This window comes from Arthrobacter oryzae (assembly GCF_037911235.1).
GTDB lineage: Bacteria > Actinomycetota > Actinomycetes > Actinomycetales > Micrococcaceae > Arthrobacter > Arthrobacter oryzae_E.
Genome location: NZ_JBBLYW010000071.1, coordinates 183,423 through 205,210, shown reverse-complemented (window position 1 = coordinate 205,210; position 21,788 = coordinate 183,423). Strand labels below are relative to the sequence as shown.

Here is a 21,788-nt window from a genome sequence, read left to right as displayed (position 1 = left end):
CCGCTACCCGGCCTGGCTTCGGCCTTCGCGGCGGTTCTGGCTTCGGACGTCAGTGCGGTCCTGGCCGCGGTCCTGACCATGTCCCGGCTCCTCGAAGTGCGTGCGGGTGCCTGCCCCGCCAACAGAATCCACCAGCGACTTGGCGATGTCCCGCAGCTTGACGTTGCTGTTGCTGGACGCGTCGGTCAGGATTTGCACTGCCGCCTCCTGGCTGCAGCGGTTCTGCGCCATCACGATGCCCACGGCAATGTCGATGGTGGTCCGGGATTCCAGCGTGGCACGGAGGTTGGTGGCACTGTCCGTGTGCAACGAGAACCTGACGGCCAGGCGGAGCGCCTGCGAGATTTCGCGGGTGTATTCCCTGGCGCGGGCCGCCGCTTTTTCGTCGAACTTGCGCGGGACATCGGAGTAGAGGTTCAGAGCCGCCTTGGCTTCCCCCTGCAGGCTGAAGGGAAGCGACAGCACCGAACGCAGCCCGTGCGAGGCCACGGCGTTGGCGTAGTCGGGACCCCACCGGTCCTCGTCGAAGAGGTCCGGGACGTGGACTTCCCGTTCCTCCTGCGCCGCGGTCAGGCAGGGTCCCTGCGACAGCCTGTACTGGATCTCGTCCACCTCGCGCGCGGAATCGCTGCTCCAGCCGATGGTGGCGGCCTTGCGGTCCCGGAGCAGGGTGATGCCGCAGAGTGCGTCGTCGCCGTCGCCCGCCATCTGGTGCGCGGAAAAGCGCGCCAGTTCGTTGAGGAAGTCCTCGAAATCGGCGCTCTCCAGAATGAGGTTCTGGATTTGGTCGACGGTGGTGGGAGCTGGGTTCAACGGAGGCATGGCGCGTTCTCTCCAGGAGCGTGACTTGAATTTGAACTACACAAATTGTAGGGTCACGCCTCGCAGCCATCCAAGCGGGGTTAGCTTCCGGCTGAATCGTGCCGTCCCTGCCGGTTGCCGGCCCCCGCCGGTACCTGCCCCGTTAGATCAGGCCAAGCTAGTTCAGGCCAAGCTCGTCCTTGCCGAAAGCGAACAGGTACGGAACACCGGTCTCCGCTTCGATCTTTTCCTTGGCGCCGGTGTCACGGTCCACGATCACCGCGACAGCCACAACGTTGCCGCCGGCCTTACGGACACCCTCGACGGCGGTGAGCGCGGAGCCGCCCGTGGTGGACGTGTCCTCGAGCACCAGCACCTTGCGGCCCTCCACCGAAGGACCTTCCACCTGACGGCCCATGCCGTAGGACTTCTGCGCCTTGCGGACAACAAAAGCGTCCACCGTCCGGCCGGCGTCCCCGGCGGCGTGCATCACGGCGGTGCCCACAGGATCGGCGCCCATGGTGAGCCCGCCTGCGCACTCAAAGTCGATGCCGGCGTCGTCAATCAGCGAGAGCATGACCTGGCCTACCAGCTTGGATGCCTCGTGGTGCAAAGTGATGCGGCGGAGGTCGATGTAGTAGTCGGCCTCGGCTCCGCTGGACAGGATCACCTTGCCTCGCACAACGGCGAGTTCCTTGATGAGTTCAAGCAGTCGGGCACGGGCGGCGGCAGCGTCAGCTGCAGGGAAACTGGTGGCAGTCATGGGGTCCAGTTTAGTGGCTCCGCAGTGTGTGACGTCGTCCCCGCCGCCGGGGGGAACGGGCGGGAGAACCAGCCCGCGAGCGCCACGGGACTTTCTACTCTATGAATGTTTCCCGGCGAGGAGTCCGATTGAATCATGACGGCCGGAACCGCTCCATCCACCCGCTGGCCCGCAATTCCCAAGGACATCCGCGGCCTCGCCGTCCGCCCGAACATGGTGGACTACGATACCGGCCGCGCCGCCTTTTCCTGGGACGAGGCGCGGCGCGCACTCTCCGGATTGCCCGACGGCGGCGTCAACATTGCTTATGAGGCCGTTGACCGCCACGCCTCCACCGAACGGGCAGGCCACGAAGCCCTGCGTTTCATCCGCGCCGACGGCACCGCGCATTCTTTGACCTACGCAGAGCTGGCAGAACAGACCGGACGGTTCGCCGGCGTCCTGCACGGTCTGGGTATCGGCCGCGGGGAACGCGTCTTTTCGCTCATGGGCCGCAGCCCGGAGTTATATGTCGCGGTTCTGGGAACGCTCAAGAACGCCAGCGTGTTCTGCCCTCTGTTTTCCGCCTTCGGCCCGGAACCCGTCCGTCAACGCCTGCACCTGGGGGCTGGCCGCGCCCTGGTCACCACGCGTGCGCTGTACCGGCGGAAGGTTGCCCAGATCCGCGACGAGCTGCCGGAGCTGGAACACATCCTGCTGATCGATGCCGAAGGCAGGCCGGACCCGGGAACCCTTGACCTGGCCGAGCTGATGCGCGACGCCCGGCCGCGGGAAACCGCCTCAACCCGCGCCGAAGAAATGGCCCTGCTGCACTTCACCAGCGGCACCACCGGCACCCCCAAAGGGGCCATCCATGTGCACGACGCCGTCACCGCCCACCGCGCCACCGGCTTCTTTGCGCTGGACCTGCACCCGGAGGACGTCTACTGGTGTACGGCGGATCCCGGCTGGGTCACCGGCACTTCCTACGGCGTGATCGCTCCCCTCACCCACGGCGTGACCACCATTGTGGACGAAGAGGAAATGGACGCGGACAGGTGGTACCGGATCCTCGCCGAGCAGCACGTCACCGTCTGGTACACAGCCCCCACCGCCCTGCGCATGCTGATGAAGGCCGGTGCCGGGCACCGCCGTGATGCAGGCCACGACCTGTCCGCCCTGCGGTTTGTGGCCAGCGTGGGCGAGCCGCTCAACCCCGAAGTGGTTGTGTGGGGCCAGGAAGCCTTCGGCCAGCCCGTCCATGACAACTGGTGGCAGACAGAGACCGGCGGCATCATGATCTCGAACTACGCCGCCATGGAGATCCGGCCCGGCTCCATGGGCCGGCCCCTGCCCGGCGTGGAGGCCGCGATCGTGGCCCGGGACCAGGACGGCAATGCGGTGCTCCGGAACGGCGAGGCCGTGCTGCTGACCGAACCGGAGGCGGTGGGCGAATTGGCCCTCCGGCCGGGCTGGCCTTCCATGTTCCGCGGCTACCTCCACGAAGACGAGCGTTACCGGCGCTGTTTCGCCGGCGGCTGGTACCTCACCGGCGACCTCGCGAAAACGGACGCCGACGGATACTTCTGGTTTGTCGGCCGGGGCGACGACGTCATCAAGTCCTCCGGGCACCTGATCGGCCCGTTTGAGGTGGAGAGTTCGCTGATGGAGCACGAAGCCGTAGCCGAGGCCGGGGTAATAGGCGTCCCGGATCCCGTTGCCGGCGAGGTGGTCAAGGCTTTCGTGGAGCTTCGCACCGGCTGGCAGCCGTCGGAGGCGCTCAAGCTGGACATCATCGGTTTTGCCCGCAAACGGCTGGGGGCCGCAGTGGCTCCCAGGCTGCTCGATTTCACCGATGGCCTGCCCAGGACCCGGAGCGGCAAGATCCTCCGGCGGCTCCTGAAGGCCCGTGAACTCGGCCTCCCCGAGGGTGACACGTCAACCATCGAGTCACCGGCCGGCCCCCGCCCTGGAGCGCCCGAATGACCGGCACATCAGCGCGGGGAACGGGAAGCGGGGACTCCGACCATACGCGGCACCTCCTCCACCAGATGCTGCGGGTACGGCGGCTCGAGGAGCAGTGTGTGGAGCTCTACAGCGCGGCCAAGATCCGCGGATTCCTGCACGTCTACATCGGTGAGGAAGCGGTGGCCGCCGGGGTGATGAGCACCCTGGGTCCGGATGACGCCGTGGTGGCAACGTACCGCGAACACGGCCACGCGCTGTTGCGCGGCGTGCCGGCGGGAGCCATCCTGGCCGAAATGTACGGTTACGTGGAGGGCTGCTGCCGGGGCCGCGGCGGCTCCATGCACCTGTTCGACGCCGCCACCCGCTTCTATGGCGGCAACGCGATCGTGGCGGGCGGGCTGCCGCTGGCTGTGGGCCTGGCACTGGCGGACAAGATGTCCGGGCGCTCCCGGGTGACGGCCTGCTTCTTCGGCGAAGGCGCCGTGGCCGAGGGTGAATTCCACGAAAGCCTGAACCTTGCAGCACTCTGGCAACTGCCCGTCCTGTTCTGCTGCGAGAACAACCTGTACGCCATGGGAACGGCGCTGGCCCGCTCCGAATCGCAGACCGACATCGCCCTCAAGGCGGCCGGCTACGAGATCGCCTCGTGGTCCGCGGACGGGATGGATGTGCTCGCCGTCGAAGAAACTGCCCGGCGCGCGGTGGATGCCGTCCGGGCAGGCGGCGGGCCGCATTTCCTCGAGCTCCGGACGTACCGTTTCAGGGCCCACTCCATGTTCGATCCCGAACGGTACCGGGACAAGGCGGAGGTCTCGCGCTGGATGGAGCGCGATCCGATCGACAAGCTACGGAAGGCGTTGGAAGCTGCCGGGCAGCTGTCGGACAAGGACTGGAAATCCATCCAGCAGGACGTGGAGGCCGAAGTGAAGGCCGCGGTGGAATTTGCCGAGGCAGGCACGCTGGAGCCGGTGGAGGATCTGACCCGGTTCGTCTACAGCGAGCGGAGCCCGCAATGAAGACCACCTACCGCGAGGCCATGCGGGCAGCCATCAGGGATGCCCTCCAGCGCGACGAGCGGGTGTTCCTCATGGGGGAGGATGTTGGCGCGTACGGCGGGTGCTTCGCCGTGAGCCTTGGCCTGTTCGAGGAGTTCGGTCCGGAACGGATCAGGGACACTCCGCTGTCCGAATCCGGCTTCGTGGGCGCAGGGATCGGAGCGGCACTGGGCGGGATGCGGCCCATCGTGGAGATCATGACCGTCAATTTCAGCCTGCTGGCGCTGGACCAGCTGGTAAACAACGCGGCCACCCTGCTGCACATGTCCGGCGGCCAGTTCAACGTGCCGCTTGTCATCCGGATGACAACGGGTGCCGGCCGGCAGCTCGGTGCCCAGCACTCCCACAGCCTGGAGGGGTGGTACGCGCACATCCCGGGCCTGCGGATTCTCACCCCTGCAACCCTCGAGGATGCCCGCGGAATGCTGTGGACGGCGCTGGAGGACCCTGATCCGGTACTCATCTTCGAGCACGGCACCCTGTATAACGTGGCCGGGGACCTCGCTGACGACGCCGGCCCCGTGGATATCAGCACGGCAGCGGTCCGCCGTCCCGGCCAGGACATTTCGCTCATCACCTACGGCGGAACCCTGCCGGTAGTGCTCGACGCCGCCGCTCAGCTGGCGGGCGACGGCATCAACGCCGAGGTGCTCGATTTGCGCGTGCTGCGCCCGCTCGACGACGCCGCCATCCTGGGCAGCGTGGCGAAAACCCACCGTGCCGTTGTGGTGGACGAAGGCTGGCGGAGCGGCAGTATCTCCGCGGAACTGAGTGCACGAATCACCGAAAATGCCTTCTTCGACCTGGACGCCCCCGTGGGCCGCGTGTGCAGCGCCGAAGTACCGCTGCCGTATGCCAAACACCTGGAACTGGCGGCGCTGCCCACGGCGGAACGAATTGTCGCTGCGGTTCGCGAGGCGGTAGGCGCCCGTGGGTGATTTCAGGATGCCGTCCCTGGGCGCGGACATGGAACACGGCAAGATGGTGGAGTGGCTGGTCAAGCCCGGCGACTTCGTGCACCGCGGCGATGTGGTGGCCGTGGTGGACACGGACAAGACCGTGATGGACGTGGAGTCCTTCGAAGAGGGCGTGGTGGCCGAGCTCCTGGTGGACGTCGGCACCACCGTTCCGATCGGCACTCCGCTGGCCCGGATCACCCAGACCCCCGACGACGACGCCGGTCACGCAGGACATCAGCCCCCGAGCCAACAGGCGCAGGTTCCTCCCCCGGTCCGGCACCTGGCGCACCAGCTCGGGGTGGATACGTCCGGGATCCGCGGAACGGGAAAGCACGGTGCAGTCACCCGCGCCGACGTCGAACGCGCTGCGGCGGCACGGCCCGGACCGGCGCGGCCCGGACCGGCTCCGCCTGGTGCAACGGCTCCGCCGGGTCTCGGGGCTGAGGGAGCTCCGCCGGCGGGCGGCCGGATACGATCCTCTCCGCGGGCCCGGCGGCTGGCGGACCAGCTCGGCATCGACATCGGCACTGTGCCCGGGACGGGACCGGACGGCGCCGTCACGGAGGGGGACATCCAGCGTGCCGTGCGTGGGCGCGGGACGCCCGCTCCCGCCGAAGAGGCGCTGCCCGCGGGGAAAGCGTTGCCCGCCGAAGAGGCGCTGCCCGCGGAGGGAGCGGCTCCCGCCGAGGAGGCGCCGCCGTCGGAAGCGCAGGACCGCCTGTCCAGCCTTCGGCGGGCCGTCGGATCGCTGATGACCCGGTCCAAGAAGACCATCCCGCACTACTACCTCAGCACCACGCTGGACCTGCGTGCCGCCATCGCCTGGATGCTGCTGGCAAACCAACAGCGGCCGGTGGCCTCGCGGCTGGTTCCCTCGGCCCTTTTGTTGAAGGCAACGGCCCGGGCCGCCCGGGAGGTTCCGGAAGTTAATGGTTTCTTCACCGACGGGGTGTTCCGGCCGAGCAGCTCCGTGCACCTCGGCGTTGCCGTGGCATTGCGACATGGCGGCCTCGTAGCACCCGCCATCCACGACGCCGATACCCTGGCCGTTGACGTGCTGATGCAGAAGCTGCGGGACCTGGTCAGCCGGGCGCGTGCCGGACGGCTGCAGCGCTCCGAAATGGCGGACCCAACCATCACTGTCACAAATCTGGGCGATCTCGGAGTAGAGGCCGTTTACGGCGTCATCTATCCGCCGCAGGTGGCCATGGTGGGCCTGGGCAAGGTGATGGAGCAGCCCTGGGCCCACGACGGCATGCTGGGTGTCCGGGCCGCTGTTACCGCCACCCTGTCCGCCGACCACCGGGTCAGCGACGGGCTCCGGGGCGCCCGCTTCCTGGCCCGCATCGATGAACTGCTGCAAAAACCGGAGGAGCTATGAACGAGCAGGACGCACGGCAGGCCGTGCACTCGGCCATCGGACAGGTTGCGCCGGACGTGGACCTTGCCGCCCTCGACGAAAATTCCCGGCTGCGGCAGGACCTGGAACTGGATTCGCTGGATTTCCTGAGGCTCGTGGAGACCATCGACGAATCCACCGGCGTGGACATCCCTGAACGCGACTACAACACCGTGGCCACGGTGAAGGGCCTGATCGACTACGTCGTCTCCCGCGGCTGAGCGCGGCGGGCAAATCCGGGCGCATGCTCGGGCAGGGGGCCGAAGGCAACGAGCCGAGGCATGATGCGCCTGACCACCGGGGCATGCCGGACAAAAAACAGCAGGATCGGCGGAGCACCGGTCCTCCTTCCGGCGAACAATGGAACGAACACGGCCCGGTGCATGATGCGCTGCACGGCCTGGACAACAACCGTGGGCATGAGACGCCGCCGTTGCACCGCAGCGAGATCCTTCACGGATACCTGGCCCCGGAGGAGGGCCGGCGCCAGCCGCGCGGCTGCGGCCACGGCATCCTGGATGGCCAGGTTGATGCCCACGCCGCCCGCCGGCGACATGGCATGGGCGGCGTCGCCGATGCACAGCAGTCCGTCCACATACCAGCGCCGCAACCGGTCCAGGCGCACATCCAGCCAGTGAAGATCATCAATTGATCGGATCGAGTCCACCCGGTCCGCCAGGTCGGGACGCAGGGCCGCGACGCGTTCCCTGAACCGTTCCACTCCCTCGGAGCGGATCCGCGCATCTGTTCCCTTGGGGCCGAGGTACCCCATTTGGTAGTAGTCGTCCCGGAACAGCGCGATCATGGCTTCACGGCCCCGGAATGCCGGAACGATGCCGGCCACGGCGCCTTTTTCCGAAGCGTGGCGCGGGAGCTTGAACCACCAGGTGTCGAAGGGAACGGGATACTCCTTTGACTGCAGGCCAGCAGCCCGGCGCAGCACAGAGTGCCGCCCGTCCGTGGCCACCACGAGGTCAGCGTGCAGCGCACCTTCCGCACCTGTGCCTTCGCCATCCCCGCGAGTCCGGTAGCGGACGCCGGTGACACGACCGCCGTCGAACATTAACGACGTGGCTTCATGCTCCATCAGCAGAGTGAACGTGGGTTCGCGCGCGGCTTCGGTGGCCAGGAAGTTCAGGAAGTCCCACTGCGGCATCATGGCGATGTAGTTGTAGGGGGGCTTCAAGGACGCGAAATCGCCCAGGGTGACCAGCCCCACGCCGGGGATGGGAAAGGCGACGTTGTTCAGCCGGCTCTGCGGAAGCTCGCGGAATCCGTCGCCCAGGCCGAGTTCGTCAATCAGCCTGATTGTGGAGGCATGCACGGTGTCGCCGCGGAAATCGCGGAGGAAGTCGCCGTGCTTCTCCAGGACCGTGACCTCGACCCCCGCCCTGGCCAGCAGCAGGCCCAGCATCATGCCTGCCGGCCCTCCGCCCACAACAACGCACCCCGTTCGCTCCATGCACTTAAGCTACGCCTCCGGGCATGCGCGAGCACAGAGCGCGAACGGACAGTTAAGCCCCGGATCCCCGGGCCGCAACTGTCCGTTCGCGCTGTTGCCGCGTCAGAGCCGGGTGTCGAAGGAATCGCAGAACACGTTCTCGTTGAACGTCCCCTGGAATTCCGACCTGCCCATGATCTTCTCGATGGTCGCCCGAATGGCCTCGGGCGACCCCGCGTGGGCGTGGATGGCGGTCTTCACCATCGGCACGTCAATCAGGTGGTTGGGCTGATTAAGCGAGACGAACACGGTGGGGACCTCGGTGACGTACCACGGGATCTCCGCGGCCATCGGGGTGGACCACTTGATCCGGATGGCTGCCTCCTGGGCAAAACCCTTCACATTGGCGAACACGAAGGCGGCGTCGTACTTGTCCGCATAGTCGCCGGTGGCTTCCTCCGAGATGACCGACATGAAGTTCACGCCGGTCTCCCCTGCGGCCTCGCGCTGGTCCGCCGTCTTGAACAGGTGCACCTCGAAGCCGGCGTTTTCCAGCTCCGCCTTGACGGTGTCCAGGTAGGCCAGCGGGTCCGCGCGGGTGAAGTCCGCACCGCCGGAGATGCCGTACAGGCGGATCCGTTTGTGCGTCTCCGGCGTGATGGGCAGATTGTTCGCAGTGTCCTTGACCAGGGTGACGGTCTTGTCCGCGATCTCTGCCGCAATGGCCCGGTGCGCTTCACTACCGATCACAGCGAGTGCGTCCGCTGGCGGAACAAGCTCGTTGCGTGCCTTCCGGTGAAGGCCCAGCGAGGCCTTGAGGGCCAGGATCCGGCGCAATGCGTCATGCAGGCGCTGCTCGCTGATGACGCCGGACTTGTAGCCGTCCATCATGTACTGGAAGTCCTCCGCGGGGTTGCGGAAGAACAGGAACATGTCGCAGCCGGCCGCGATGGTGGCCGGCACCAGGTCCTTGCGCTTCATGGCCTGGGTAAGGCCAATCATCTGCGAGGCGTCGGTGAGGATCAGCCCGTTGAAGCCCAGCTCGCCGCGGAGCAGGTCCTGGAGCAGCTCGGGTGACAGGGTGGCGGGCAGGATGTCCTTGTCCGCCATCCCCGGGCGGAAATGCCGGGAAAGTTCCGGCGCCCCGATGTGCCCGATCATGATGGACTGCACGCCGTGCCCGATCATTTCCCGGTACACGTGCCCGTAGCTCCGGTTCCACTCCTCGTAGCCGAGGGTGTTGTAGGAGGTGACCACGTGCTGGTCGCGTTCGTCCATGCCGTCGCCGGGGAAGTGCTTCATGGCGCAGGCGGTGGGTGACTCGCTGATGCCGTCGAAGTACTCCTTGGCGCGCTCCACCACGACGTCCGGGGTGTTGCCGAAGGCCCGGGTGGAGATGACCGTGTTCCGCCAGTTGTAGTGGATGTCCACGATCGGCGCGAAGGCCCAGTTGCAGCCCAGCGCCGCGGTTTCGACGCCGGCCACCTGACCCATCTGCCGGGCGATGCCCTTGTCCGGGTGCGAGCCGGCCTGCAGGTGCGTCGACACGAACGTGCCGTCGTCGCAGCTTCCGGCTCCCCCCATTTCCGGGTTGGAGGCCACCAGCAGCGGGATCCGGGTCTTGGACTGTGCGTAGCGGATGTGTTCCTGCACCGCAGCCGAGGGGCCCGGCCGGTAGCGCATGCCGCCCACGTGGTACTTCTCCAGCACGCCATCGAGGTACTCCGGGGAGTAGTCGTTGTTGTGGTTGATGAACAGCTGCCCGATCTTTTCCTCGAGGCTCATCCCGGCGATGGTGGAATCCACCCATGCCACGGCGTCGTCGTCGAGGTTGAACGGCACGGCCTGAAGGTCGACGTCGAACTGGCGCGGCTGGGTGCCCGCGTCACCGGCGCCGTTTCCGGCGGCGTTCACGACGGCGGCAACGGCGGCGAGCGCTTCGGTCACCACCTGCTGTACCGGAGAGGCGATGTCCACCACGACGCCGGCTTCATCGGCGTCGAGCGGTTCCAGTGTGGCGAGCTGCGAATTAAGGAGGGCGGGCGGCATGAAGTGGCCGGAACGGCCTTCAGTCCGTGCCCGCAGCACCTCTTTGCTGCCATGCAGGTGCAGGAAGACGGTGTCCGGAGCCTGTTCGCGGATGGCGTCCCGGTAGCTGCGCCGCAAGGCGGAGCAGGCGAGCACCAGGCCACCGTTTCCGGCGGCCGCGAGTTCGCTGCCGACCGTGGCCAGCCAGGGCCAGCGGTCCTCGTCCGTCAGCGGCGTGCCGGCAGCCATCTTGGCGACGTTCTCCACGGGGTGGAGGGAATCGCCGTCAAGGAACGGTACGCCGAGTTCGCGGGCCACGAGGTCGCCGATGGTGGTCTTGCCGCAGCCGGAAACGCCCATGACGATGATGCGGTGTTTGCTGTTCACTGCCGGCGCCTCACCAGTCATGGACGGTGCCGTCAACGAGACGGTTGTAGGGCAGGTAGGCCTGCTGGTACGGGAACGCGGCTGCGGCTTCCTCGTTGAATTCGACACCGATGCCCGGCTTGTCGCCCGGGTGCAGGTAGCCGTCCACGAACGTCATGGACTGCTCGAAGACCTCGTTGGTCTTGTCCGAGTGCTGCATGTATTCCTGGATGCCGTAGTTGTGGATGGCCAGGCCCACGTGCAGCTGGGCGGCGAAGCCCACCGGGGAGATGTCGGTGGGGCCGTGGAAGCCGGACTTGATCTGGTACTGCGCGGCGAAGTCCATGACCTTCTTCAGCGGGGAGATGCCGCCGAAATGGGTGGAGGCTGCCCGGACGTAGTCGATCAGCTGTTCCTTGATGATGGTCTGGTAGTCGTACACGGTGTTGAAGATTTCACCGATGGCCAGCGGGGTGGTGGTGTGCTGGCGGACCAGGCGCAGGGCCTCCTGGTTTTCGGCCGGGGTGCAGTCCTCGAGCCAGAACAGGTCATAAGGCTCCAGGGCCTTGCCCAGCTTGGCGGCCTGGATGGGCGTCATGCGGTGGTGTCCGTCGTGCAGCAGCGGCAGTTCCGGCCCGAATTCGTTGCGGACGGCTTCGAACACGGTGGGCAGGTGGCGCAGGTAGGCGCGGGTGTCCCAGTCCTCTTCCACGGGGAACGCGCCGCGGCCGGCGGGTTCGTAGTCGTAACGCTCGCCGGAGGCCTGGGCCTGGGCTGCGACGCCGTAGACGGCCTTGATGCCGGGGACGGCGGTCTGGATGCGGACCGACTTGTACCCGAGTTCCAGGTGCTCGCGGACGGAGTCGAACAGGGAGGGGATGTCCGCGCCGGAGGCGTGGCCGTAGGCGCGCAGGCCGTTGCGTGAGGCACCGCCGAGGAGCTGGTAGACCGGCATGCCGGCCATCTTGCCCTTGATGTCCCACAGCGCCATGTCCACGGCGGCGATCGCGGCCATGGTCACGGGGCCGCGGCGCCAGTAGGAACTGCGGTACAGGAACTGCCAGGTGTCCTCGATCCGGTGCGGGTCCTTGCCGATCAGCAGCTGTGCAACGTGTTCCTTGAGGTAGGCGGCCACTGCGAGCTCGCGGCCGTTCAGGGTGGCGTCACCGATGCCGGTTACGCCGTCCTCCGTGGTGATCCGGAGGGTTACGAAGTTACGGGAAGGGCTTGTCACGAAGACTTCCGCGGCAATGATTTTCACAGCTTTTCCTTTCGAGCGGGGCTGAGGCGGGGAGTAATGGGAAAGTTAGTTGGAGTTGGCAGCGGACGGCTTGCCGGCGCCTGCAGTGCCGGAACCTGCGGTTGTGGAGCCTTCGGTGCCGGCGCTTGCAGTGCCGGCGGCTTGGCCGCCTGCCTGGCGGGCCCGGATCTCCGTGAGGATCTCGGCATGCATGGCGTCGGTGAGCTTGTATTTGGACATGACCAGCACGGCCAGGATGGTCAGCACGGCCGGAAGGGCACCGGCGGCGACCTGGATTCCGAAGATGGCGTCGGCGGTCTGTGCTCCGCCGGACTTGTAGCCGCCCAGCGCCAGGGCGTAAGCGGCGAGCGCACCGCCCACGGCCTGGCCCGTCTTGCGGGTGAAGGAGAACAGCGCGTAGGTGATGCCCTCGGTGCGGACACCGGTCTTCCATTCGCCGTATTCCACAGTGTCGGCTTCCAGGGCCCACACCACGATGTTGACGGCGAGGACGCCTACAAGGCTGATCAGGAGTCCGCTGAAACCGATCCAGACCTGGCTGGCGGGCGTGAAGAAGATGATGATTCCGCCCACGACGGTGACCAGCGACGAGTAGATGTACACGCGCTTCTTGCCGATGGTACGGACCAGTTTGGGCATGAACCCGGCCAGCACGAAGGTGAGGACGAGCTGCGTGATGGACAGCACCGGGTACAGGTCCAGCCGCCCCAGCACGTCGCGCAGGTAGTACAGCTGCACCGAGGTCAGGGCGAGGTAGCCGGAGAGGAAGAAGAAGGAGCTCAGGCAGAGCATCAGGAGGGGCTTGTTGCCCTTGAGGGTGTCCACGCTCTGCTTCAGCGTGACGTTCGGGACGGCGCGGTGGACGCGTTCCTTGGCGGTCAGGACGGTGAAGAAGTAGAGGGCCGCACCGATGACCACGAACACCAGGGTGATGGTGGTGAAGGTTCCCTGGAGGTCGGCTCCGGGCTTGATGAGCGGTGCCACGAAGATTCCCAAGCCGGAGCCCACCAGCAGGGCGCCGATCAGGCGGGCGGAGCCGAGTTTGGCCCGCTCCCCCGGGTCCTGGGTCATGGCGCCTGCCAGCGAGCCGTACGGGATGTTGACCAGGCTGTACGCCAGGCCGAGGGCCGCGTACGTGACGTAGGCGTAGAGCAGGGTGCCGGATTCGCCCAGCTGCGGCACGGAGAACGTTGCCACGCTCAGGAGCAGCAACGGGATGGAGCCGAACATGATGAAAGGGCGGAACTTGCCGAAGCGCTTGCTGAAGGCCCGGTCCACCACGCGGCCGGCAAAGACGTCCGCGAAGGCGTCAAAGATCCTGACGGCCAGGAGCAGGGTGCCCGCCGCGGCCGCGGAAATACCCGCCACGTCCGTGTAGTACACCAGCAGGAACATGGTGGCGGTGGTGAAGGCGAGGTTGTTGGCTGCATCCCCGGCGCCGTAGCCGACGATGCTGAGCTTGCTGAGCTTCTTCATAATGTGGGCTCCTTTACCCGATGCCTGCCCCGTGGAGCCGGCGGAAAATGGTCACGTGCTAGGGGGCGGTGCTGCGGGCCTTGGTGCCCGCCAGCGCGGTCCACCGCTGGCGCAGCGCGAACGCGGCCGGTTTCGGCCGGCGGTCGCGGGTGAAGACGCCCTTTTTGTTGCCGTCTACGCGCATGATGCCGTTGGACGTCTGGAAGTCGGCGAAGTTCCAGACCTGCTCGCCCACCATGGCGTCCACGCGGTCGAAGACCCGGTGGTACATGGCCAGGAAGGCTGCCTGGTATTCCTCGCTCCAGGGCTGCTCGTAAATGGAGTGGAAGCCGGGCATGGTGTCCGGCCCGTACTCGGTCATGATCATGGGCTTGCCGTACTTGGCCTCCCATTCCCGCAGTTCCTTTTCCAGGACCTGCTCCGCTGTTTCCAGGTCCCCGTTGTTCAGGTACCAGCCGTAGTAGCGGTTGAGCATGATGACGTCGAAGAGGTCACCGAGCAGTTCCTTGTCCGGGGTGTCGAACATGACGTTGACGTAGCCCACGGGACGGGTGGGATCCAGCTCACGGGTGAGTTCCACCAGCGGCTGGAAGTACTCGCGGGCGCCTTCCTCGGAGCCGTTGGGTTCGTTGGCGATGGACCAGATGACAACGGACGGGTGGTTCTTGTCCCTGGCCACGAGTTCGGTGATCGCCTGCCGGTGGTTGGCGGCGGTGTTGGCGTCCACGCCGCCGTCCACGTAGGTCTTCTTGGAGATGCCGCCGAAGACTGCCCCGAAGCCGAGGTGGAGGCCCACGGCCGCGGTTTCGTCGATGACCACAATGCCGTGGCGGTCGGCGAACTCCATGACTTCCTCGGCGTAGGGGTAGTGCGAGGTGCGGAAGGAGTTGGCGCCCACCCAGTCCAGGAGCTGGAAGTCATTGACCATCTGGGCGTTGCTGTGGCCCTTGCCGACCGTGACGTGGTCCTCGTGCATGCCGAAGCCGGTGAAGTAGAACGGTTCGCCGTTGATGAGGAATTCCTTGCCGCGCACCTCCACGGTCCGGACCCCGACCGGCAGCGTGTAGCTGTCCAGCAGGCGGCCGCCGTCGCGGATCTGGGCGGTGAGGTTGTAAAGGTAGGCTGCACCGGGCTTCCAGAGCACGACGTCGTTGATCACCAGCGCGCCCTGGGCGCCGTCCGCGGTGGCAACCTCGACGCCGTCGGCGTCCGTGAGCGTAACGGTCACCATTTCAGTGCCCGTCCCGCCGGCGGCGGTGCCCGCCGTCGCAATCGTATAGTCAACGGTGCCGGTGGCGCCGTCGAAACCGGTCACTACCGTGATGTCGTCCACGATGACGGCCGGGGTGCTGAACAGCCACAGGCTGCGGTGCAGGCCGGCGTAGTTGTAGAAGTCGTGGAGGTAGGCCTGCTGGCGGCGGCCGTCCTCGGTGGCGGTGATGCTGCCCGGCGGGATGGTGGCCTGTGTGAGTTCGTTGTTGACCGAGATGGTGAGGCGGAACGTCTTGCCCGGGCTGACATGGTCCGTGATGTCCGCGCTGAAGGGCATGTAGCCGCCCGTGTGCTGTGCCACGAGCATGTCGTCAACCCACACCATGCCCTCGTGCGTGGCAGAGTCGAGGCGCAGGTGGATGCGCTCCCCTGCCCAGCCGCGCGGGACGCGTACTTCGCGCTGGTACCAGACGTAGCCCACGTGGTCGCGGATGGCCTTGTCCGGGAAGACGTCGTTGTAGCTGGCGGGGACGCCCATCTCCAGGCCGGTGTCCAGCGGCGCCTTGAACCATTCTTCCCGGTGGCCGGCGCGGTCGAAGTCCACCTTGAACGCGTAGAGGCCGTCAAGGTTGACGAGTTCGCGCGTTTCGCTGGATTGGGGCTTCAGCATCTGGGGGTTCCTATCGCGTCTTTGCGGGCGGTGCCGGGAGGAGGATTCAGGGGAGGCCGGGGCGGGCGCCGGTTTTGCTCTTGTTGTAATCCTAGTCACTTGGCAATCAAATGGCAAGCGGTTGCCATAATTTTATTGAAAGTTCATTGAAAACACTGCCGCCCGGCCCCCGCGATGCGGGAGCCGGGCAGCAGCGCGTGTGCGGAGGACGCTAGAGGGAGACAGCCCGCTCCCCGAACGTTCCGCACAGGTCTTCAACCAGGGCCACGACGGCGGCGTCCCCGGCCAGGTTGGGATCCACCAGCGCGAGCAGGGCACGGACCCGCTCGGTGCCGCTGAGCCGGTTGGCTTCAGCTACCTGGCTGGCCAGCGGATCCTGGAGCTCGTCCGCGGCCGCGGAGTAGTCCATCCAGGCGGCAATCATGAGCGCGGCGGCCGCGCCGGACCTGCCCGCGGCACGTTCGGCCTGCAGCACCGGAACGGCGCGCATCCGCAGCTTGGTGCTGCCGTCCATGGCAATCTGCGCGAGGTGGTGGGCGATCCGGGCGTTGCTGAAGCGCGCCAGCAGCGCTTGCCGGTAGGCCGGGATCTGCAGGTCTGCCGTCCCTTCCGCGCCGGAAAGGTTCGCCTCGGCCTCGTCCCAGAAGCTTTCAACGGCCTGTCGGCACAGCGGGTCCGCCAGCGCCTGGGCCACGGTGGCGTGCCCGCGGAGCTGGCCCGCGTAGGCCAGCAGCGAGTGCGCGCCGTTCAGGAGCCAGAGTTTGCGGTTCTCGTACGGCTCGATCTCGGCAACGAACACGGCTCCGGCGTCTTCCCAGCGCGGACGTCCGGCGGGAAAGTCACCGCTGAGCACCCAGTTGGAAAAGGGTTCGGCCACGACGGGGGAATTGTCCCGGTAGCCGCATGCGGCCTGAACGGCGGCGATGTCCGCGTCCGTGGTGCGCGGCGTGATGCGGTCCACCGACGTGCTGACGAAGCTGACGTTGCCGTCGATCCAGTCAGCCAGGCCCGCGTCCCAGGCCCCGGCCATGCCCACCACGGCGTTATGCGCCACGGTGCCGTTGTTGGAGAGGTTGTCGCAGCAGACCACGGCCAGCGGTCCTGCTGCGGCAGCACGGCGGGCGGCGAGGGCCAGCACCAGCCGGCCCAGCGGCGTCGCCGGTTGTCCGTCTCCGGAGGCCAGCAGCGCGAGGTCGCCGACGACGTCGTGCGCCTTTCGGTCGAGCTGCCCGTCGGCGCCAAGCCGGTAAGCGGCCTCAGTGATGGTCAGGGTGACGACGGCGGTGGCGGGGGCCGCGAGCAGCTCCGCCAGCCGCTGGACGTCGGCTCCGTCAACCGCTTCCACGATGCTGTCCACCACGGTGAAGGAGTCGCCGGCGTCGGCGCGTTCCACCACGGTGTACAGCCCGTCCTGCTCTGCCAGGGCCAGGGCGGCGTCGGGGCGGCGTCCGGTGAAGGACGCGATGCCCCAGTCCGCGGCGTCGCCCGCCTGGTGCGTGTACCAGGCCTGATGCGAGCGGTGGAAGGCACCCAGCCCCAGGTGCACGACCCGCACGGGTGCCTTGGCCGACGGGTGCAGGCGGCGGTTCAGCCGGGGCAATTCCACAGCGGGCTCTGCTTCGCGTTGCAGGTCGATGCTCACAGCTTGAAGACCTTCCGGGGAGAGCCGTCCACGATGTCCACGATCAGTTCATGGGCGCGCTCTTCGCTGACACGGTGTTCCGCGACGAGGCGGGCCAGGAAGGAGGCCTCGATCCGGCGGGACGCGTCGTGGCGGGCGGGAATGGAGCAGAAGGCGCGGGTGTCGTCGATGAAACCGGACGAGCGGGAGAAGCCGGCGGTCTCGGTGACGGCCGAGCGGAAGCGCAGCATGGCGTCCGGTGCGTCCAGGAACCACCACGGGGCGCCCAGGTAGACAGACGGGTAGAAGCCTGCCAGCGGCGCGAGTTCGCGGGAGAACACGGTCTCGTCCAGGGTGAAGAGCACCAGGTGGAAGTCCTTGGCGGTGCCGAAGTCCTGCAGCAGCGGGCGGATCGCCTCGGTGTAGTTGACGGCGAACGGGATGTCGTGGCCGGTGTCTGCGCCGAAGTTCTCGAACGTAGGACCGTGGTGGTTGCGGTAGGACCCCGGGTGGATGGTCATGACCAGGCCGTCCTCCACGGACATCCGCGCCATCTGGTACATCATGTGGGCTTCGAAGTCTTCGCGGTCCTGCGCCGTGGCCTGGCCCGAGCGGGCGCGGTCAAACAGCTTCGCCGCATCGCCGGCGTCGAGCTTCAGCGTGGCGGGCGTGCGGACGCCGTGGTCCGCGGACACTGCGCCGTGTTCCACGAAGTAACGACGCCGGTTCTCCAGCGCGGTGATGTAGCCGGCGTAGCCGGTGGCGCCGTCGCCCGCTGCCGCGATGAGCCGGTCAACGTTCGCGGACCACTCGGGGTGCGCGATGTTCAGGTACTGGTCCGGGCGGAACGTGGGCAGGACGCGGCCGTGGAACGTGGGGTCCTGTGCGATGGCCTTGTGGCTGGCCAGGCTGTCCAGGGGATCGTCCGTAGTGGCCAGGACCTCGATGTTGAAGTCCTTGAAGAGCTGGCGGGGGCGGAAGCCGGGCTCCAGCAGCTTGGCGGAAATCGCGTCGTAGCTGGCATCGGCGGTCTCGGCGCCGATCTCCTGCGCCAGGCCGAACACGCTGCTGAACTGGGTGCGGAGCCAGTAGCCGGAGGCGGTGCCTTCGAACAGGGGCCAGGCCTTGCAGAACTCGTGCCAGACGGCGCGGGAGTCCGGCTGGGTGGTGTTTGAGGGCCGCAGCCGGTCCAGGGGGACACCGCTGGCGTGGATCAGGCGGGTGACGTAGTGGTCCGGGCTGACCAGCAGCGCTGCCGGGTCCGGGAAGGGGGTGTTGTGCTCGATGACTGCGGCGTCAACGTGCCCGTGCGGGGAAATGATGGGGAGGTCCTGGACGCGCTGCAGGAGGTCGCGCGCAATGCTGCGCGTTCCGGGGTCCGCGGGCAGGAGCCGGTCTGGGTTGGCGGCAATCGACTGTGACATAGATCAATGGTCCGGCCTGCCCTAGGGCTTTGTCAACCGGTTGCCATTAATTGCCATTAAGTTGCGGGCTAGTGACGCAGATTTGGGACCTAGCCCGCGGGAAGGAGCCGTCCGCTCGAGCCCCGCAGCACCAGCTCCGTTTCGACCCGCAGGGTGCCCGCCGGCTCCCCCGTTCCGTGCAGCAGGTCAAGCAGCAGGGTGGTGGCGCCCGAGCCGCACTCCCCCAGCGGCGACCGCACGGTGGTGAGCGGCGGCGTCGTGAAATCCGCGCCGAAGATGTCGTCGAAGCCCACGATGCTGATCTGGTCCGGCACCACCAGGCCCGCGGCCTGGAGTTCCTGCATGAGCCCGATCGCCAGGAGGTCGTTGTACGTCAGCACGGCCGTCGCCCCGGTGGCCCGGACGTCGCGCGCCACCTGCCTGCCGCCGTCGACGGTGGGTTTGCTCGATTCCAGCCGTACGGCTTCAAGCCGGGACCATTCGCAGGCGGCCTGCACGCCTTCCCAGCGCCGGGCGGACATCCAGGACTGCGGCGGCCCGGCCACAAAGGCAACTTTCGTGTGCCCGTTGGCGGCCAGGCTGCGGACGGCCTCGCTGATCCCCTTGTTCACGTCGGGAACCACGCACGGCACGCCGTCCACCTCGCGGTTGATGACCACCACGGGCTTGTCGCGGGCCAGGGCGCGGATGTCGTCGTCGTCCATGCGCGGGCTGGCCAGGATGAGGCCGTCCACGGTGGCCATCATCCGGCGGGCTGCAGTCAGCTCGGTGACCCCGGACTCGGCGGATTCGGCCAGCACCAGGGTGTAGTCGCGCAGGGTGGCGGTGGTCTGCGCGCCGCGGATGATGTCGAAGAACGTGGGGTTGGTGATGTCCGCGACGATCAGGCCGAAGGTGTTGGTGCGGCCGGTGGGCAGGGCGCGGGCGAACGGGTTGACCTGGTAGTTCAGCTCGGCGGCGGCGTCCTCGATGAGCTTCTGCGTCTTGGCGCTGACCCGGCCCGGCTTGCTGAGCGCGCGGGAAACCGTGGACGGATTGACGCCGGCAACTTTGGCAATGTCGTAGATCGTGGCGTGGGATTTTCCGTCGCGGGCGTGCTTTTTGGCCGGGCTTGCTGGTGCGGCGGCGTCCGGCGTCTTGGGTTCAGTCACCGCCCCATCCTAACGATGAAACAGCCCAACTAGGTCGCATTTAACGTCGTCAAAAGCGCTCATAACGACATTAACTGCGACCCAGTTGGGTGAGATGGCCAGCGGTTGCCGCAGCCCACCGCCGGCGGGCCCGGGTTACGAGCGCTCGGCGAACTTGCCCTCGTCCGCGATGCGCTTGTTCAGCTCGGCCAGGAACACGTCCTCGTCGAAGTCCAGCCCCACTTCGGTGCCGGTCCAGCTGGACAGGTGGATGGCGTTGGCCAGCCGGACGCCGTTGATGCCGTCCGATCCCGGGGCCAGCAGCGGGGTGCCGTCCAGGATGTTCGCCGCGAAGTTCTCCAGGACGCCGGCGTGCTGGCCGCCCCAAACCGATTCGAACTCGATGACTTCGGTGGTGTAGTACTGCTCCGGGTTCAGCTCGCCCATAAAGAGCTTGCGGACATCGTCCATGTCCATGGCGTCGCTGAGTTCGCGCTCCGGCTTCTTCAGGCGGGTCACGGTGGCGGTCTTGGAATTTTCGACGACGATCTTGCCCTGGTCGCCCAGGATCTCGAAGCGGTCGGTCCCCACGAGGTCGTGCGTGGCGGTGACGAAGACGCCGGTGGCGCCGTTGCCGTAGTCCACCACCGCGGTGACTTCGTCCTCCACCGCAATGTCGCGGCGGAAGCCGTACGCAACCTTGGAGTAGACGGACCTGGGCACGCCGCAGATCCACTGCCACAGATCCAGCTGGTGCGGAGCCTGGTTGACCAGGACGCCGCCGCCTTCGCCGCCCCACGTGGCGCGCCATTCGCTGGAGTTGTAGTACCCCTGCGGACGCCACCAGTTGGTGATGATCCAGTTGGTGCGCCGGATGGCGCCGATCTCGCCGTTCTCGACGATTTCCTTCAGCTTCCGGTACAGCGGGTTGTTGCGCTGGTTGAACATGATGGCGAAGGACAGTTCGGGCTTGCTGGCGGCAAACTCGTTCAGCTCCTTGACCTGCTTGGTGTACACGCCGGCCGGCTTCTCCACGAGCGCGTGGATGTTGCGCTTGAGGGTCTCGATGCCCATTTCCGGGTGTAGGAAATGCGGTACGCAGGTGACGACGGCGTCGACGTCGCCGCTTTCGAGCATGGCGATGTAGTCGTCGTAGAACGGCGCGTCCGGGTAGGTGGCCGAGGCCAGTTCCTTCTTCGCGGGATCGGTGTCGCAGATGGCGCCGACCTCCATATTGGGGACCATGCCGTCCGTGATGAACCTGGCGTAGGCGCCGCCCTGCTGGCCCAGGCCGATGATGCCGAGGCGTACTTTCCTGCTCATATGTGAATTCTCCATAGTCAGTCGTTGCGTATTAGAAAAGGTCGGCGTGGCCCAGTGCCACCAGGTTGTCGTAGGAGGTTTGCAGCGCGTCCCAGACGGTGCGGCCGTACAGCTCGTCCTGCTCCACCAGCATGTACCGGGCGCCGGCAGCCTCCGCGGCCGGGATGATGGCGGGGAAGTCCAGATTGCCTTCGCCCACTTCGGCGAACTGCACCACGTTCCGGAACTCCGCCATGAAGCCCGCGAAGTCGCCGCTTTCCAGCATCCCGAAGGAGGCTTCCGGCATCTGGCCGATCCTGTAGTCCTTCAGGTGGACCATGGCGGTGCGGCCGGCGTACTTCTCCAGCGTGCGGACCGGGTCCAGGCCGCCGCGCTGCACCCAGTGCACGTCGATTTCCATGCCCATGGCCGGGGAGTTCTCGGCGATGACGTCCAGCATGTACTTGCCGTCGAACTTCGCGAACTCGATGTGGTGGTTGTGGTAATACAGTCCGATGCCCTGCTCCTGCAGCCGCTCCGCGTACTCGTTGGCCTGCTTGGCGAAGTCCACCACGGCGTGGATCGACTTCATGGCCGGGAACGGCAGCATGCCGATCCGCAGGAGCCTGCTGTCCAGCCGTTTGGCGTCGTCCACGATCTTGTCAAAATCGTCCTTCAGCGAATCGGCCGGCATGCCTTTGGGGGTTTCCATCGCCACGGACAGTGCCGCAATGTCCATGCCCAGTTCACTGCGGGAACGGTCCAGCTCCGCAACGTTCTGCGGGGTCATCGGGATCTGGGAAATCTCGACGGCGTTGTAACCGATCGCGCTGACCTTGCGGAGCGTTTCAAACGCCCCGAGTTCGCTGAAGCTGCCTTTCAGCATCATCGCTTGTACGCCTATTTTGGCCACTGTGTTCCTCCGTAGTTATG

The 21,788-nt window shown here is 66.8% G+C and carries 17 protein-coding genes; 5 read left to right on the top strand and 12 right to left on the bottom strand.

The window, feature by feature from the left end; genetic code table 11:
- Nucleotides 1-3 precede the first annotated feature (3 nt).
- Nucleotides 4-822 (bottom strand): GAF and ANTAR domain-containing protein, encoded by an 819-nt coding sequence (locus WMN78_RS20995; protein WP_340535676.1) that lies wholly within the window; start codon nucleotides 820-822, stop codon nucleotides 4-6.
- 157 nt (nucleotides 823-979) lie between these two features.
- The gene (pyrE, locus tag WMN78_RS20990; RefSeq protein WP_340535675.1) at nucleotides 980-1,564 is read right to left on the bottom strand and encodes an orotate phosphoribosyltransferase; all 585 of its coding nucleotides are present in this window, start codon (nucleotides 1,562-1,564) and stop codon (nucleotides 980-982) included.
- A gap of 135 nt (nucleotides 1,565-1,699) precedes the next feature.
- Between pyrE and acsA the strand changes: the two genes are divergently transcribed.
- The 5 genes from acsA to WMN78_RS20965 are packed head-to-tail and all read left to right on the top strand — an operon-like array spanning nucleotide 1,700 to nucleotide 7,145.
- On the top strand, nucleotides 1,700-3,529 hold the full coding sequence (gene acsA, locus WMN78_RS20985) for an acetate--CoA ligase (RefSeq protein ID WP_340535674.1): 1,830 nt from the start codon (nucleotides 1,700-1,702) through the stop codon (nucleotides 3,527-3,529).
- Complete coding sequence (gene pdhA, locus WMN78_RS20980) at nucleotides 3,526-4,527, top strand: pyruvate dehydrogenase (acetyl-transferring) E1 component subunit alpha (protein ID WP_340535673.1); 1,002 nt, start codon at nucleotides 3,526-3,528, stop codon at nucleotides 4,525-4,527. The genes acsA and pdhA overlap by 4 nt, the downstream gene beginning before the upstream one ends.
- Complete coding sequence (locus tag WMN78_RS20975) at nucleotides 4,524-5,504, top strand: alpha-ketoacid dehydrogenase subunit beta (RefSeq protein ID WP_340535672.1); 981 nt, start codon at nucleotides 4,524-4,526, stop codon at nucleotides 5,502-5,504. Before pdhA ends, WMN78_RS20975 begins: the two co-directional genes overlap by 4 nt.
- Complete coding sequence (locus WMN78_RS20970) at nucleotides 5,497-6,906, top strand: dihydrolipoamide acetyltransferase family protein (protein WP_340535671.1); 1,410 nt, start codon at nucleotides 5,497-5,499, stop codon at nucleotides 6,904-6,906. Before WMN78_RS20975 ends, WMN78_RS20970 begins: the two co-directional genes overlap by 8 nt.
- The gene (locus tag WMN78_RS20965; RefSeq protein WP_340535670.1) at nucleotides 6,903-7,145 is read left to right on the top strand and encodes an acyl carrier protein; all 243 of its coding nucleotides are present in this window, start codon (nucleotides 6,903-6,905) and stop codon (nucleotides 7,143-7,145) included. The genes WMN78_RS20970 and WMN78_RS20965 overlap by 4 nt, the downstream gene beginning before the upstream one ends.
- On the opposite strand, the gene WMN78_RS20960 is transcribed toward WMN78_RS20965, so the two are convergent.
- The 10 genes from WMN78_RS20960 to WMN78_RS20915 all read right to left on the bottom strand — a co-directional run bounded on the left by WMN78_RS20960 (nucleotide 7,124) and on the right by WMN78_RS20915 (nucleotide 21,744).
- Complete coding sequence (locus tag WMN78_RS20960) at nucleotides 7,124-8,386, bottom strand: FAD-dependent oxidoreductase (RefSeq protein ID WP_340535669.1); 1,263 nt, start codon at nucleotides 8,384-8,386, stop codon at nucleotides 7,124-7,126. The two genes, WMN78_RS20965 and WMN78_RS20960, sit on opposite strands and share 22 nt — an antisense overlap.
- Nucleotides 8,387-8,488: 102 nt before the next feature.
- Nucleotides 8,489-10,753: a gluconokinase, GntK/IdnK-type gene (locus tag WMN78_RS20955; protein WP_425341193.1), complete on the bottom strand. Its 2,265-nt coding sequence runs from the start codon at nucleotides 10,751-10,753 to the stop codon at nucleotides 8,489-8,491.
- A gap of 37 nt (nucleotides 10,754-10,790) precedes the next feature.
- Nucleotides 10,791-12,020: a D-mannonate dehydratase ManD gene (gene manD, locus WMN78_RS20950; RefSeq protein WP_305943393.1), complete on the bottom strand. Its 1,230-nt coding sequence runs from the start codon at nucleotides 12,018-12,020 to the stop codon at nucleotides 10,791-10,793.
- A gap of 45 nt (nucleotides 12,021-12,065) precedes the next feature.
- Nucleotides 12,066-13,496 carry a glucuronide transporter gene (uidB, locus tag WMN78_RS20945; protein WP_340535667.1) on the bottom strand — a complete coding sequence of 477 codons (1,431 nt, stop codon included), beginning with the start codon at nucleotides 13,494-13,496 and terminating at the stop codon, nucleotides 12,066-12,068.
- Nucleotides 13,497-13,554: 58 nt separating this feature from the next.
- Nucleotides 13,555-15,378: a beta-glucuronidase gene (gene uidA / locus WMN78_RS20940; protein ID WP_340535666.1), complete on the bottom strand. Its 1,824-nt coding sequence runs from the start codon at nucleotides 15,376-15,378 to the stop codon at nucleotides 13,555-13,557.
- A 211-nt stretch (nucleotides 15,379-15,589) separates the two neighbouring features.
- The gene (locus WMN78_RS20935; RefSeq protein WP_340535665.1) at nucleotides 15,590-17,020 is read right to left on the bottom strand and encodes a mannitol dehydrogenase family protein; all 1,431 of its coding nucleotides are present in this window, start codon (nucleotides 17,018-17,020) and stop codon (nucleotides 15,590-15,592) included.
- On the bottom strand, nucleotides 17,017-18,423 hold the full coding sequence (uxaC, locus tag WMN78_RS20930) for a glucuronate isomerase (RefSeq protein ID WP_340535664.1): 1,407 nt from the start codon (nucleotides 18,421-18,423) through the stop codon (nucleotides 17,017-17,019). Before uxaC ends, WMN78_RS20935 begins: the two co-directional genes overlap by 4 nt.
- An 89-nt stretch (nucleotides 18,424-18,512) precedes the next feature.
- Nucleotides 18,513-19,574, bottom strand: coding sequence for a LacI family DNA-binding transcriptional regulator (locus tag WMN78_RS20925; protein WP_340535663.1), 1,062 nt, complete (start codon nucleotides 19,572-19,574; stop codon nucleotides 18,513-18,515).
- A gap of 135 nt (nucleotides 19,575-19,709) precedes the next feature.
- Nucleotides 19,710-20,876, bottom strand: a complete 1,167-nt coding sequence (locus WMN78_RS20920) for a Gfo/Idh/MocA family oxidoreductase (protein WP_340535662.1) — start codon at nucleotides 20,874-20,876, stop codon at nucleotides 19,710-19,712.
- 31 nt (nucleotides 20,877-20,907) lie between these two features.
- Nucleotides 20,908-21,744 carry a sugar phosphate isomerase/epimerase gene (locus WMN78_RS20915; RefSeq protein WP_340535661.1) on the bottom strand — a complete coding sequence of 279 codons (837 nt, stop codon included), beginning with the start codon at nucleotides 21,742-21,744 and terminating at the stop codon, nucleotides 20,908-20,910.
- Nucleotides 21,745-21,788: the final 44 nt, after the last annotated feature.